Below are 13,680 nucleotides of genomic sequence, written 5' to 3' on the forward strand. Positions count from 1 at the left end.
TACGCCGCCCCCGCCCCTCGCTCCCCCAGCACCGGGCCGCCCTTTCGCAGAGCACTCGGGCGGCCCTATCGGTCACGGGGCGCGCGAACTGAAGACCCTGGGCTGTGGGCTGGGTCACACCAGGAGACGACCTCCGCCACCCCGGGCCGCGATCGCCGGGCGCGCCGCCCGAGGTCCCGGGAAGGTCGACCCGGCGTACCTAGCATCGGCTGCCATGCGTCGCCGCTTCCCCGTCCTGCTGCTCAGTGCCGCCCTGGCCACCACCACCGCAGCGGTCGTGGTCGACCGCCCGACACCGCCGGCCGCGGCGGACGTCGCGGCCCTGAGCTCCGCGCTCGCGCCGCCGGTCGACCTGTCGACCGGGCGCTCGACCGAGGACGGCACCCGACTCCGCCCGGCCGGTTCGGACCCGTCGACCTGGCAGACCTCGGACCGCGTGATCGGCCCCCACGTCACGCCCCGGGCGGCGCGCACCCTGGCCCGGGCCACGGTCGAGCGCGAGTACCGCTACCGGGTCGCCCCGGGAGTGGTGGCCTCCGCCTACCGGGAGACGTCGGCGGAGCGCCGGATCCGCTACCACGTGCTGACCGCGAAGTGGCGCAAGCCGGGCGTCGGGATCCGCGTCGCCCACCCGAGCGCGGTGGCGCGGACCGCGCCGACGACCCGGATGGTGCGCCGCACCCGCGACGGCGTCGCCGGCGTCAACGGCGACTTCTTCGACATCGGCGACACCGGCGCACCGCTCGGGGTCGGCGTGGACGAGGGGCGGCTGGTCAACGGACGGACCAGCGGCTGGAACGCGGGGTTCTACCTCGACGCCCGGGGCGTGCCGCGGATCGGACAGGTCCCGGTGACGATCGCGATCGGGAACCGGGCCCAGGTCGCCGTCACCAACTTCAACTCCGCCCAGGTGATGCCGAACGGCATCGGGATCTACACCCCTGCGTGGGGCACCACGTCCGGCTTCCGCTGGACCGACGGCCAGCGTCGGGATGTGCGGATGCTGCGGGTGGAGGACGGCCGGATCGTGGAGAAGCGCACGGTCTTCCCCGCCGGCCAGGAGTTCACCGGCCGGATCCTGGTCGCGCGCGGCGCGCTGCCGGCCGCCCAGTTCGACGCGCTCGCGGTCGGCGACCGGGTCCGCACCACCGGGCGCCCGGCCGAGGGGATCCGCACCGCGGTGACCGGGAACGAGATCGTGCTCGACAAGGGCGAGGTCCTGGCCACCGAGGACAGCGAGCTGCACCCGCGCACGGCGATCGGCATCGACCGCCAGCGCGGCCGGATCATCCTGCTCGTCGTCGAGGGCCGGCAGGAGAGCAGCGACGGCTACACGATGGTCGAGGTGGCCAAGAAGCTGCGCTCCCTCGGCGCCGTGGCCGGCCTGAACCTCGACGGCGGCGGCTCCTCGACGTTGGCCGGCCTCCGCGAGGACAGGATCCGGCTGCTCAGCTCCCCCTCGGACGGCCGGCAGCGCCCCGTCGCCAACGCCCTGGTGGTGGCCTACCACCGGCCCGGCGACTGAGCCCGGGCTGAGCCGCCCGGGCCGATGCGGCAGGGTGGAGGCGTGGCGCGCCGAACCTTCTCCCGGGCAGAGCTCGAGTCCTTCCGGGACGCGGTGGTCCCCGACCTGCTGCCCACGCGCCCCGAGCACGAGCTGCGACTGCTCTTCGTCGGGATCAACCCCGGTCTGTGGACCGCCGCGACCAGCACCCACTTCGCCCACCCGGGCAACCGGTTCTACCCCGCGCTGCTGCGCGCCGGCGTGATCACCACCCCGATCGACCCGGCCGCCGGGATGGACGACACCGCGCGCGACCTGCTGCGCGAGCGCGGCATCGGGATCACCAACATCGTGCACCGGGCCACCGCCAAGGCCTCCGAGCTCTCCGACGACGAGCTGCGCGCCGGCGGCGCCGAGCTGACCGCCCTGGTGGAGCGGGAGCGGCCTCGGGTGGTGGCGGTCGCCGGCATCACGGCGTACCGGACGGCGTTCGGGCGGCGTACGGCGAGGCCGGGCCGGCAGCCCGAGCCGATGGGACCCGCTGAGCTGTGGGTGGTGCCGAACCCGAGCGGGCTGAACGCCCACGAGACCGTCGACTCCCTGGCCCGGGCGTACGCCGAGGTGGGCGCCGCCGCGGGCCTGCTGCCCGAGCGGGAGGCCTAGCGAGCGGGGCTGGCGGCGCCGATCACCAGCGGCACCCACGCGCTGCCGCCGGGCATGTCCAGCTCCTCGACCTCGACCAGGTCGAACGGGGAACGGCCGACCGTGTCGAGGAAGTCCCGGTTGGGCCGGCAGCCGTCGCCCAGCCGGCGCTGGACCGGGGAGATCAGGTCGTGGACCACGCCGCGCGCGCCGCGGCCGCGGACGTGCTCGTGGAAGAGGAACGTGCCCTCCGCCCGCAGCACGCGATGCACCTCGCGCAGCGCCAGGTCGGGGTCGTCGAGGGAGCAGAACACCAGCGACGCGGCGACGGTGTCGAAGGAGTCGTCCTCGAACGGGAGCCGGTAGGCGTCGCCGTCCAGGATCTCCCAGCGCGGTGCGCGGATCCGGCCGACCACGCCCTGCAGCTGGCCCCGCAGCACCGGGTTCGGCTCGACCATCACCAGCTCGGCCACCTCCGCCGGGTAGTGCGGGACCGAGTAGCCGTTGCCCGTGCCGAGGTCGAGGGTGCGGCCGCGCGCCCGGGACAGGTGCCGCGCCCGGAGCGCGCCGTGCGCGCCGCGCTCGGCCCGCTCCATCACCCGGGGGTAGATCCGGGCGAAGACCCGCTGACCGAGGGTGCCTCGCTCCGAGCTCATCTCCCGATCATGACACCCGGCCGGGTGCCCCGTCGGTCCGTTCGAGGTAGTCGGCCACGACCGCTGCCGGCTCCCGGTCCACGTCGAGCACCAGGCCGGGCTCGTCCGCGTCGAGCGGCTCGAGGGCGTCGTACTGGGAGTCGAGCAGCGCGGCCGGCATGAAGTGGCCGGGGCGGTCGGCCTGCCGGCGCGCGATGGTGGCGCGGGCGCCGACCAGGTGGACCAGGCGAAGCCGCGGCGCGTGCTCGCGCAGCCGGTCGCGGTAGGCCCGCTTCAGCGCCGAGCAGGCGACCACCCCGCCGTCCCCGTCGCGTCCCGCGAGCCAGCCGCCGACGGCGTCCAGCCACGGCGCGCGGTCGGCGTCGTCGAGCGGTACCCCGGCGCTCATCTTGGCGACGTTGCCCGGCGGGTGGAGGTCGTCGCCGTCGACGAACGGGACCCCGAGGCGCGCGGCCAGCGCGGCGCCGACGGTCGACTTGCCGGAGCCGGACACGCCCATCACCACCAGGAGCGGTCGCTCCTCGGGCACCCGCGCGCTGGTCATGCCGCCAGTCTGCCCGCCGGCCGGGCTCAGCCGACGTCGGCCCACCCGGTCAGGTCGTCAGGGGTGATCACCCACAGCTCCCGGTCGTTGGCGACGTGCACCGGCCAGCCGCCGGGCGAACCGGCCAGGAGCCGCGCCCACGCGACGTCGTCGCCGCTGCGGGTGCGGCCGGGGCGGGCGAAGAGGAACGCCAGCTCCTCGTCCGCGGCGACCACGTCCCGCAGCAGGTCGAGCAGGCCGGCCACCTCGCCGGGCTCGGGTCGCAGCGGCGCCGCCTCCACCTTGGTCAGCCCCAGCGGGCGCCCCTCGGCCAGGATCATCACCCACAGCTGGGGCCCGGCGAACCCCAGCGGCCCCATCAGGGCACGCCAGGTGCGCTCGAGGCTGCGCTGGTCGACGATCGGCGGCATCTGGTCGGGCGGGAGCAGCGGCGGGAAGCCGGCACGGTCGTCGGGTGCACGGTCGTCGGGGGCACGGTCATCGGGGGCGCGGTCATCGGGGGCGCGGTCATCGGGAGCCATGCGCCCCACCCTGGAGGATCTCGCGCGACGATGCCGGGCGCTCTCCACAGGGTCGGCGCACCTAGGATCAGGTCGTGAACCAGCCGCCCGCCACCACCCCGCGGCGCGCATGGCTGGTCTGGGGCGTGGCGCTCGCCATCTACGTGCTGGCGGTCTTCCACCGCACCAGCCTCGCGGTCGCCGGCTTGGCCGCGACCGACCGCTTCGGGCTGTCGGCGAGCCAGCTGGCGTCGTTCACCATGCTGCAGCTGATGGTGTACGCCGGCATGCAGATCCCGGTCGGCCTGCTGGTGGACCGCTTCGGCCCGCGCACGGTGCTGACCGCCGGCGTCACCCTGGTCAGCCTCGCGCAGACAGGGTTCGCCCTCGCGGGCTCCTACCCGGAGGCGCTGCTGGCCCGGACGCTGGTCGGGATGGGCGACGCGATGACGTTCATCTGCGTGCTCCGCCTGGTCAGCAGCTGGTTCTCGGCCCGTCGGATCCCGCTGGTGGTGCAGCTGACCGGCAGCACCGGCCAGATCGGCGCGATCGCGGCGGCGGTGCCGATGACCTGGGCGCTGCGCGAGCTGGGCTGGAGCGGCGCCTACCTGACCGCTGCCGCGGTCGGGCCGGCGCTCCTGGTCCTGCTGCTGCTCGTGGTCGACGACTCCCCCAGCCGGCGCCACGAGCGCGGCCACCCGATGTCGCGACGGGCCCTGCTCGGCAGCCTGCGCGACTCGTGGGCCCAGCCCGGGACGCGGCTCGGCTTCTGGGTGCACTTCAGCACCCCGTTCAGCGCCCACCTGCTGGCGCTGCTGTGGGGGTTCCCGTTCCTGGTGGTCAGCGAGGGCGTCTCCGAGACGACCGCCGGCGCCCTGCTGACGCTGATCGTGGTCGCCACCGTCGCCTCGGGGCCCGCGCTGGGCTGGCTGGTCGGCCGCCACCCGTACCGGCGCTCGACGGCGGCGCTGGTGACCGTCGCGGCCACCGCCGGCACCTGGACCGCCGTCCTTGCCTGGCCCGGCCAGGCGCCGCTGTGGCTGCTCGCCGCCCTGATGGTGGTGTGCGGCTGCGCGGGTCCGGTGTCGATGATCGGGTTCGACGTGGCCCGCACCAGCAACCCTCCGCACCGGCTCGCCAGTGCCAGCGGGATCATCAACCAGGGCGGCTTCGTCGCCGCCCTGCTGGCGGTCTTCGGCGTCGGCGCCGTGCTGGATCTGCTGACCCCGGGCGCCTCGACCGACTACTCTGCCGAGGCATTCACCGCTGCGATGTCCGTGCAGTACCTGCTCTGGGGGCTCGGTGCGGCGCAGATCTGGCGCCACCGGGTCCGGATCAGGCGCCTGATCCCGCGGGAGACGGTCGAGCGCGGCTCCACCATGGTGACCTGAGGGACGTCTCAGGACGTTTCGAGGACGGACGACGAGGAAGGTCGGCAAGCACCATGTCCTGGCAGATGCAGGCGATCGGGCTGTACACCCGCGCCACCCGCAAGCGCCGATTCGCCGATCCGCTCGGCGGGGAGCGGCTGCTCTCGGAGCCCAAGGGCTCGCCCGAGCCGCCGGCGAAGGTGGTCGACGGGCTCCTGGTGAGCATGCACGACATCGCGGGCTTCCCCGCCTACGCGGTGACCCGGGAGGACACGGCGTACTACGACGTGCCGACCGTCGTCTACGCGCACGGCGGCGCCTTCGTCAGCGAGATCGTCGGTCCGCACTGGCAGTTGATCGCGCAACTCGCCCGCGAGGTCGACGCGGCGGTGCTGGTGCCGATCTACGGCCTGGCGCCGCAGCACACCGCCCGCGAGGCGAACGAGATGATGGCCACCATCGTCGACCGCAGCAACGGCGAGGGGCGACCGACGTACCTGGTCGGCGACTCCGCCGGCGGCAACCTGGTCCTGGTCGCCGCCCAGCAGGCCGCGGCGCGGGGCGCCACCTGCATCCGCGGCGTCACCGCGATGGCGCCGTGGCTGGACCTGACGATGTCGAACCCCGAGGTCGAGGCGCTGGAGCCGCACGACCCCTGGCTGGCGCGCGCCGCACTGCACGAGGTGGCCCGGGTGTGGGCCGACGGCACGCCGCTGGACGATCCGACGATCAGCCCGCTGTTCGGGCCCGCCGACGGTCTGCCGCCGGTCGACCTGTGGATCGGGGACCGCGACATCTGCGCGCCGGACGCCCGGCTGTTGCGCGACGCCCTGCGGGCGGCCGGCAACGACCTGACCTACCACGAGCAGCCGGGGGCGCTGCACGTCTACCCGCTGCTGCCCACGCCCGAGGGGCGCCGGGCACGCGCGGAGATGATCGACCACATCGGCTACGCCCTCGCCTAGCCCCTCGGAGCCGGAGCGGGTGCCCGCGGGCTGCGCCGGTACGCCGAGACCGTCGGGTCGCCCTCGAGCCAGAACCGCCACGGCACGTCGGCGGCCCGGGACACCCCGACCCGGGGCCCCGCCGCGACCGGCAGTCCGTGGTCGACGGCCGGCCCGAGGCGCGGGGCCTCGGCCTCCGGCTCGGCGAGCTCCCTGCCGGCGGGTGGGGCCAGCAGGTCCGTGCCCTTGTCCGCCAGCGTGATCGCGAGGGCCTGGGCGAGGTTGCCGGGGCCACGGGCCAGCCGGGCGTCGGCGACCCCGCCGCGGCGTACCCGGGCCAGGTCCAGGCCGGCGACCACCTCCCCGGACCGGACCAGCACCGCCGCGCCGTGCTCCGTCGGGCCGGTGACCACGTTGGCGCAGTGGTGGATCCCGTACGAGCGGTAGACGTAGAGCCGCCACGGCGGGCCGTACATGATCTCCGAGCGCGGGGGGCGGGTGAAGGCGTGCGAGGCCGGGTCCCGGCTGCCGCCGTACGCCTCCACCTCGGTGATCCGGACCGCGACGCCGTGGGCGGAGAGCACGCGGCCGAGCAGGCCCCGGGCCGCGGCTGCCACGTCGTCGGTCTGCATGACGCAATTCTCACCGCTTCCGATGGCGTGTCGTTCACCCTTTGGGGCTACCGTCGGGATCGTCATGGAGAGCAGCACAGAACAGCCCGAGCCGCTCGGCACGCTCATCGAGATCCTCGAGGATGCCGAGTACAAGGTCGAACAGCCGCTGCCCGGGGTGCTTCGGGTCCAGGGGCGGTTCTCCAACACCGAGCGGATCGCCCTCCAGGCCGCCGCCGACGCCGGCGACCAGCCGGTCGCGATCTGGGCGATCAGCCATCACGACGACTGGACCCTGGCCGCCTGGGACCGGCCCGAGCTGGTCACCATCACGCAGCGCGGACCGGCGCCGCAGCGCTGGCGTCACCGCCAGCTGCCGCCGCAGCTGCAGCCGAACGCGCCGACCTTCCTGGAGGGCGCCGCGTCCCGGTTCGACATCGTCACCCGCCCCAAGCACCGCCCGACCGACGCGGCCCGCGCGGTGCTCGAGTCGTTCGGGATCACCGAGCCCGCCCCGCCGGGCTGGGAGCCGCCCGTGGTCGAGGCGCCGCCGGTGGTGGAGTCGACGGTGCCGGTCGACACCAAGCCGACCCGGAGCCCGTCCGGTCGCACCCGCACACCCAAGGAGCCGAAGGCGCCCGCGAAGCCGGAGCCCGTGGTCGCGGTCTGCCCGACCTGCTTCATGGCGCTGCCCGCGACGGGCGTCTGCGACAACTGCGGCTGAGCCCGAGCCGGGGGTCAGGCCCCCGCGAGCCGGGGGTTGAGTCCCCGCGAGCCGGGGGTTGAGTCCCCGCGAGCCGGGGGTTGCGGCCGCCTCACATGCCGAGGTAGCGGCCCGGCCGGTGGTTGAGGGCCAGCACCAGGTTCAGCGCCACCGCGCCGACCGCGGAGATCGCGACGATCCGGAGGTCGCTCACCGCCAGCGCACCGAGCACGACCCCGGCGTCCAGCGCCATCTGCACGTAGCCCGCGCGCAGGCCCAGCCGCTCCTGGGCCAGGATCGCGACGATGTTGAAGCCACCCACGCTGGCGCCGTGCCGGAAGAGGACGAGCAGGCCGAGCCCGGCCAGCAGGTTGCCGAGCAGCGCGGCGTACAACGGGTCGATCGAGGCCAGGTCGATGAAGCGCGGGTGCACCTCGGCGAGCGCGGAGACGATGCCGACGCAGGCCAGGCTGGTCAGCGTGAAGCGCCATCCCTTGCGGCGCAGGGCGAGGGCGAAGAACGGCAGGTTGATCACCACGAACAGCACGCCGAACGGGATCGCGGTGCCGTAGGAGACCAGCAGGGAGAGGCCCGCGGTGCCGCCGGTGACGACCTCCGCCTGGCGCAGCAGGAGCAGGCCGAAGGAGATCGTCAGGGTGCCGGTGACGATCGCGAACAGGTCGTCCACCAGCGAGTGCGGCGGCGCGCTCGATCCGTCCACGGGCTGCTCCGACAGGGGCGCTGCGTCGTCGATCTCCACGGTGCTCACATGAAAACCCTGCCGGCCACGGCACGCCGACGCCCACGCGACGGCGATGTGATCCGAACCACGGGCCGCCGGCGGGCGGTCGCGCCGTGGGCACGGCGCCGTCCGGCACGCAGCGATCGGCGATCTCTCGCCTCGCCGCGCAGATGCGGGCAAGATCGGAGGCATGAGCGAGCGCAACGTGCTCGGCGGCGACCTGGAGCCGTGCGGCACCGACCCGATGACCGGCTTCCATCGCGACGGCAACTGCGCGTGCGGCGAGCGAGACGTCGGGCTGCACGCGGTCTGCGCGGTGATGACCACGGAGTTCCTGGCCCACCAGCGCGAGGTCGGCAACGACCTGAGCACCCCACGGCCGGAGTGGCGCTTCCCCGGCCTCGTCCCGGGCGACCGGTGGTGCGTGGTAGCGGCCCGCTGGCTCCAGTCGTACGACGCCGGCGTGGCCGCGCCCGTGCTGCTGGCCTCGACCAGCGAGCTGGCGCTGTCGGTGGTGCCGCTGGAGGCGCTGCGGGAGCACGCCGTCGACGTGCCCGACGACCCGCGCAGCCTCGACGCGCACTGAGTCACCCGGGCCGCGCCCGGGGGCCGACCGGCCCTGTCCGACGTGGCGGGGAGGCGACGAGACTGGCGGGCGTGCCGCTCCTCCGCACCCGCGCGGTCCGCCGCCCGCTGGCCCTCGCCGGCTGCCTGGTCGTGTTCTGGATGCTCCTGCTCCCCCCGGCGGCGGGCGCCGACCCGGCGGGCACGCCCCCGGCACGAGCCTGGACAGGGCAGACCCCGGCGGGACGGCACCCGGCCGGCGAGGCCCGGACGGAGCAGGACCAGGAGCAGCAGCTGGCCGAGCGGTTCGCGCCGGTCGTCCGCCTGGTCCACCATCCCGAGGAGTGCGGGCCGGGCGAGCCGTACCGGCCCTCCGACGTCGACGCGCTGATGGACAACGACTCGGTCGCGCTGCGCGGCCCGTGGACCTTCGACGACCTGGTCACGGTGGGGCCCGGCGCCGAGGAGCTGTCCCGCGGCCTGAGGGACTGGTCCCTGGACTTCCCCGGCGACCCCCTCAAGCCCGGCTGCGCCTACGAGAAGTGGGCGAACCGCGTCTTCGCGGGGACGCCGAGCACGGTCTACGCACACGTCGCGACCCAGCCCGACGAGCCGGGGCGGCTGGCGCTGCAGTACTGGTTCTTCTACCCCTTCAACGACTTCAACAACAAGCACGAGGGCGACTGGGAGCGGATCCAGCTCGAGTTCGACGTCGGGACCGTGGCGGAGGCGCTCCAGACCGAGCCCGTGCTCGCGGTCTACAGCGCGCACGAGGGCTCCGAGCGCTCCGACTGGGACGACCCCAAGCTCAGCCTCGCCAACGGCACCCACCCCGAGGTGTACGTCGCCTCCGGGTCCCACGCGAGCCACTTCACCTCGGACCTGTTCCTGCTCCGCTCCACCACCCAGGGCTTCGGCTGCGACAACACCCTCGGCACCAGCGCGATCACGCCGGTGGTGCGCACGATCCCGTCCGACGCCGAGCGGGCCGTCGCGCAGTACCCCTGGATCGGCTACCTGGGGCGGTGGGGCCAACGGGAGTCGCCGGCGTTCTACAGCGGCGCCACCGGCCCGGCCTCGAAGGGACAGTGGACCGAGCCGTTCACGTGGTCGGCCGGCAGCGGCGACAGGAGCTACCCGGTGCCCGGCGGCTCGGTCTACGGCGCCAAGACCACGGACTTCTTCTGCGACGTGGTCGGGCAGGGCTCGGTGCTGCTGCTCCGGTTCACCGACGCCCCGGGGCCGACGCTGCTGGTCCTGGCGGTGCTCCTGGGCGCCGCGGGATGGTTGGTCCGCCGTACGTCGTGGAAGGCGGCCCGCGCCTGGCCGGCGACCGCCGAGCGGCCGCTCGGGCAGACGCTCGCGGTGGCGTGGTGGGTCTACTGGACGCGGTGGCGCCTCTTCGGGGGCATCGGCGCCGGCGTGGCGGCGGTCTCCCTGGTCACCGGGGCGATCGGCCAGTTCGCCCAGGGCCTCACGTCCACGGTGGTGGCGTCGGTGGCCCTGATGATCGCGATCCTGTTCGCCCAGGCCGCCACGGCGACCGCCTTCGGCGAGCTCGACGCGGGACGTACGGCGACCGTCCGCCGGTCCTACGCCGCGGCGACGGCGCGCGCCGGGGCGCTGCTCGGCACCGCCGTGCTGTGGACGGTCGCGCTGGTGCTGCTGCTGGCGACGCTCTGGCTCGCGCTGCTGGCGCTGCTGTTCTTCACCGCCTGGAGCCTCTTCGTGATGGTGGTGCAGCTCGAGGGCGTCTCGGGGGTGGCCGCACTGCGCCGCAGCTGGCACCTGGTCCGCGGCCAGTTCGTGAAGGTGCTGCTCCTGCTCGTGCTCGGCGCCGCCCTGTCGACCCTGGTCGGCGGGTTGCTGGGCTCCCTCGTGCTGGTGGTGGCGCAGGCCCCGTTCGTGCTGGTCAACCTGGTGCCCGGCGTGGTCGCCGGGCTGCTGGTCCCGTTCACCACCCTGGCCATGACCTACGCCTACTTCGACGGCGTGGCGCGCACGGCGCGGCCGGCGCCGCCCACGCCGCCCGCAGGTGCGGAGGCACCGGAGCCCGCCGCGCCCTGACCCACGACAGGGGTCAGGCCCCGGCCGCCAGGCTCTCGACCTCGGCGGTCACCTCATGGGTGGTGGCGGCGACGCCGCCGATGGCGGTGCGTGCCTGGTCGACGGCGGAGAGCTGCTCGGTGGCCAGTCGCGCGATCGACTCCTGGGCACCCGCCACGGAGGAGAAGACGTCGGCGATCTCGGCCGCTGCCGAGAGCACGTCCTGCGTGCCGGCGCGCACCTGCGCCAGCACCGACTCGATCGAGGCGGTCGCCCGCGAGGTCTCCGCGGCGAGGTCCTTCACCTCGCCGGCGACGACCGCGAACCCGCGGCCCGCGTCCCCGGCCCGCGCGGCCTCGATCGAGGCGTTGAGCGCGAGCAGGTTCGTCTGAGCGGCGATGCCGGCGATCGTCTGGGAGATGGTGGCGATCTGCGACACCGACTCCTCGAGCCGCGCCACCACCTCGCGGGAGTGCGCGACGCTGGCGTGCGCCGAGCCGACGACCTGCGAGACGCCGCCGGCCGCACCCTCGATCTCGGCGGCCGACGTGACCAGGCCCGCCATCACGGACTCCGACTCGGCCACACCCGAGCGCAACGACTCGCCGGCGGCGTGGAGCACGGTCATCCGCTGCGCCAGCACGTCCGCGCGCTCGCGGCGGGCGTCGAGCTCGGCCCGGGCGGCCTCGGCCGCCTCCGCCTGCTGCTGGGCGAGCTCACGCTCGGCGAAGGACTGTGCCGCCGCGGTCTCCTCGGCGCGCGCCTGCTGGGTCCGACGGGCCTCCTCGGCCTTCTCGGTGGCCCGCCAGCCCGCGGCCAGCGCGGCGCACTCCCCGAGCAGCAGCACGGCGTGCAGCAGCGCGAACACGACCGGGTGCGCCCGCGCCCGCGGGTCGGAGAAGACCATGTCGGCGGCGGCCAGCCCCATGCCCACGTGGTGGACCGCGACGATGCCGATCGCCAGCAGGAAGGGCGTCCACATCTGGTACAGCGCGACCAGGGCGACAGTCACAAAGAAGTGCAGGTGCATGTCGGTCATGCCACCGGAGATGTGCACCAGCAGCACCGACGACAGCACGAGGGCGCTGGACACGGCACCGGCCCGGAGCGCCTGATCGCTCGCCTGCTGCCCCACCCGCAGCAGCACGGCCATCAGACCGAGGCCGGCGAACACCGTCCACAGTCCCCCGCCGTGCGCCTGGTGCTCGGCACCCGCCGGGTTCCACAGCAACGCGAGCGCCGCCAGCAGCGGGATGTGGCACCAGGCGACGAGCGCGATCATCCGGTGTCGGGGGAGGAACTCCTCCTCCGACAGCCGGACTCCGCGCGGGAGCCAGGCGAGCGGCCGGCGTACCGCGTCCTCGGGACCCTCCGGGGACGGCGGGACAGCCTGCCCCCCTGCGGCGGGCGCGGCGACGGGGGCGCGGTCGATGGTCAGGCTCATGCGTCGGTCTCCTCGGGATCGATCACGCGCATCACTGCGGTGGTCCTTGTCCCACCCCATCGGTACGGCGCTGCACAACCTGAGCCCGGCACCCGGGACGTCCCGCTCCCCGATCGGCCGCCTTGCGCGACCGCGGCGCGAGAGCATAGGCAGGACGCGGTCGGCCCGGCCGCTCGAGCGGAGGTGGGATGGAGCTCTTCGTCGCGTTCGCGCTGACCCTGATGGTCGCCGTCCTGGTCTCCGGGCGGGCGCACCGCTCGATCCTGTCCACGGCGGTCGTCTTCCTGGCCGCCGGCTTCCTGATCGGGGACGGCGGCTTCGGCTGGCTGCACATCAGCCCGACCGACCCGCTGGTGATCGACCTGGCCGAGGTCGCGCTGTTCGCGGTGCTCTTCACCGACGGCATGCACGCCACCCGGGCGCAGCTGGCGAACGTGTGGCACCTGCCGGGACGGGCGCTGACCATCGGCCTGCCGGTCACGTTCGCGCTCGGCGCGCTCGCCGCGCACTGGCTGGTCGGGCTGGGCTGGGTGGAGGCGATGCTGCTCTCCGCCGTGCTGGCGCCGACCGACCCCGTCTTCGCCGAGGCGATCGTGGGCCGCCACGAGATCCCGGCCCGGCTGCGCACCCTGCTCAACGTCGAGTCCGGGCTCAACGACGGGCTCGCGCTGCCGGTCGTGATCCTGCTGATCGCGGTCTCCGAGCACGACAGCCCGCACCTCGCCGTGATCCTCGGCGAGCTGGCGCTGGGTGTCGCGTTCGGCTTCGTCATCCCGTGGGTGCTGCTGAAGCTCGAGGCCTCGCGCTGGTTCAGCGCCCACGGCCGGTACCAGCCGCTCAACGTGTTCGCGATCGGCCTGGTGCTCTTCGCCGCCTGCGAGCTGACCCATGCCAACGCGTTCCTGGCCGCCTTCACCGCCGGCGCGACCGTGGTGGCCGTGGCCCCGCAGATGCAGCAGGCGTTCGAGCAGTTCGGCGAGCTGGTCGCCGAGCTGGTCAAGCTGGCCGCGATCCTCGTCTTCGGCGCGCTGCTCTCGGTGTCGCTGTTCACCGGGATCGGGGCCGCCGGGTGGGCGCTCGTCGTCGTACTGCTGGTGGTGGTGCGGCCGGTGGCGCTCGGGGTCGCCCTGCCCGGCAAGCTGCCCAGGCGCGAGTTCATGGCCGCGGCGTGGTTCGGACCGAAGGGCTTCGCCTCGGTCACCTACGGCCTGCTCGTGCTGACCTCGGGCTCCCCGCACGCGACGCAGCTCTTCGAGCTGGCGGCGGTGACGATCGCGGTCTCGATCATCGCTCACTCCTCCACCGACGTCGTCGTCGCACGGTGGTTCGCCGGCTCGGACGACGCCCCGGAGCCTGCCGGCGCCCGCGACGGGTAGGCGGGCGGGACGCGCGCCGACCCTGGGCCGCCGG

The 13,680-nt window shown here is 74.5% G+C and carries 14 protein-coding genes; 8 read left to right on the plus strand and 6 right to left on the minus strand.

What is annotated here, in order from left to right:
* The first annotated feature begins 214 nt into the window (after positions 1-214).
* Both E8D34_RS12435 and E8D34_RS12440 read left to right on the plus strand, forming a co-directional pair.
* On the plus strand, positions 215-1,525 hold the full coding sequence (locus E8D34_RS12435) for a phosphodiester glycosidase family protein (protein WP_136594955.1): 1,311 nt from the start codon (positions 215-217) through the stop codon (positions 1,523-1,525).
* Positions 1,526-1,567: 42 nt separating this feature from the next.
* Positions 1,568-2,167, plus strand: a complete 600-nt coding sequence (locus tag E8D34_RS12440) for a mismatch-specific DNA-glycosylase (RefSeq protein WP_240771319.1) — start codon at positions 1,568-1,570, stop codon at positions 2,165-2,167.
* Here the strand turns inward: E8D34_RS12440 and E8D34_RS12445 are convergent.
* From E8D34_RS12445 to E8D34_RS12455, 3 genes are read right to left on the minus strand one after another with little or no spacing between them, the layout of a single operon-like run.
* A complete protein-coding gene (locus E8D34_RS12445; protein WP_136594957.1) occupies positions 2,164-2,802 on the minus strand; it encodes a class I SAM-dependent methyltransferase in 639 nt (212 codons plus the stop codon). The two genes, E8D34_RS12440 and E8D34_RS12445, sit on opposite strands and share 4 nt — an antisense overlap.
* A 7-nt stretch (positions 2,803-2,809) precedes the next feature.
* A complete protein-coding gene (locus E8D34_RS12450; RefSeq protein WP_240771320.1) occupies positions 2,810-3,346 on the minus strand; it encodes a gluconokinase in 537 nt (178 codons plus the stop codon).
* Positions 3,347-3,372: 26 nt separating this feature from the next.
* Positions 3,373-3,867: a hypothetical protein gene (locus E8D34_RS12455; RefSeq protein ID WP_136594958.1), complete on the minus strand. Its 495-nt coding sequence runs from the start codon at positions 3,865-3,867 to the stop codon at positions 3,373-3,375.
* Positions 3,868-3,941: 74 nt separating this feature from the next.
* Between E8D34_RS12455 and E8D34_RS12460 the strand changes: the two genes are divergently transcribed.
* Together E8D34_RS12460 and E8D34_RS12465 are read left to right on the plus strand one after the other, a co-directional pair.
* Positions 3,942-5,237, plus strand: coding sequence for an MFS transporter (locus E8D34_RS12460; protein ID WP_168929418.1), 1,296 nt, complete (start codon positions 3,942-3,944; stop codon positions 5,235-5,237).
* Between the two features lie 53 nt (positions 5,238-5,290).
* On the plus strand, positions 5,291-6,181 hold the full coding sequence (locus E8D34_RS12465) for an alpha/beta hydrolase fold domain-containing protein (protein ID WP_136594959.1): 891 nt from the start codon (positions 5,291-5,293) through the stop codon (positions 6,179-6,181).
* On the opposite strand, the gene E8D34_RS12470 is transcribed toward E8D34_RS12465, so the two are convergent.
* Positions 6,178-6,792 carry a DNA-3-methyladenine glycosylase gene (locus tag E8D34_RS12470; protein WP_136594960.1) on the minus strand — a complete coding sequence of 205 codons (615 nt, stop codon included), beginning with the start codon at positions 6,790-6,792 and terminating at the stop codon, positions 6,178-6,180. The two genes, E8D34_RS12465 and E8D34_RS12470, sit on opposite strands and share 4 nt — an antisense overlap.
* 64 nt (positions 6,793-6,856) lie before the next feature.
* Between E8D34_RS12470 and E8D34_RS12475 the strand changes: the two genes are divergently transcribed.
* The gene (locus E8D34_RS12475) at positions 6,857-7,495 is read left to right on the plus strand and encodes a hypothetical protein (RefSeq protein ID WP_136594961.1); all 639 of its coding nucleotides are present in this window, start codon (positions 6,857-6,859) and stop codon (positions 7,493-7,495) included.
* Between the two features lie 91 nt (positions 7,496-7,586).
* Here the strand turns inward: E8D34_RS12475 and E8D34_RS12480 are convergent, their stop codons facing one another.
* Complete coding sequence (locus tag E8D34_RS12480) at positions 7,587-8,243, minus strand: YitT family protein (protein WP_240771321.1); 657 nt, start codon at positions 8,241-8,243, stop codon at positions 7,587-7,589.
* A 163-nt stretch (positions 8,244-8,406) separates the two neighbouring features.
* Here E8D34_RS12480 and E8D34_RS12485 point away from each other — a divergent pair, with 163 nt between their 5' ends.
* Together E8D34_RS12485 and E8D34_RS12490 are read left to right on the plus strand one after the other, a co-directional pair.
* Complete coding sequence (locus E8D34_RS12485; protein ID WP_136594963.1) at positions 8,407-8,802, plus strand: DUF2237 domain-containing protein; 396 nt, start codon at positions 8,407-8,409, stop codon at positions 8,800-8,802.
* A gap of 71 nt (positions 8,803-8,873) precedes the next feature.
* A complete protein-coding gene (locus tag E8D34_RS12490; protein WP_136594964.1) occupies positions 8,874-10,847 on the plus strand; it encodes a hypothetical protein in 1,974 nt (657 codons plus the stop codon).
* A 13-nt stretch (positions 10,848-10,860) separates the two neighbouring features.
* Here the strand turns inward: E8D34_RS12490 and E8D34_RS12495 are convergent, their stop codons facing one another.
* Positions 10,861-12,270 (minus strand): methyl-accepting chemotaxis protein, encoded by a 1,410-nt coding sequence (locus E8D34_RS12495; RefSeq protein WP_136594965.1) that lies wholly within the window; start codon positions 12,268-12,270, stop codon positions 10,861-10,863.
* A 188-nt stretch (positions 12,271-12,458) separates the two neighbouring features.
* Here E8D34_RS12495 and E8D34_RS12500 point away from each other — a divergent pair, with 188 nt between their 5' ends.
* Positions 12,459-13,646 carry a cation:proton antiporter gene (locus tag E8D34_RS12500; RefSeq protein WP_136594966.1) on the plus strand — a complete coding sequence of 396 codons (1,188 nt, stop codon included), beginning with the start codon at positions 12,459-12,461 and terminating at the stop codon, positions 13,644-13,646.
* The last annotated feature ends 34 nt before the right edge of the window (positions 13,647-13,680 follow it).

It is taken from the genome of Nocardioides sp. GY 10113 (assembly GCF_004919105.1).
Classification (GTDB): domain Bacteria; phylum Actinomycetota; class Actinomycetes; order Propionibacteriales; family Nocardioidaceae; genus Nocardioides.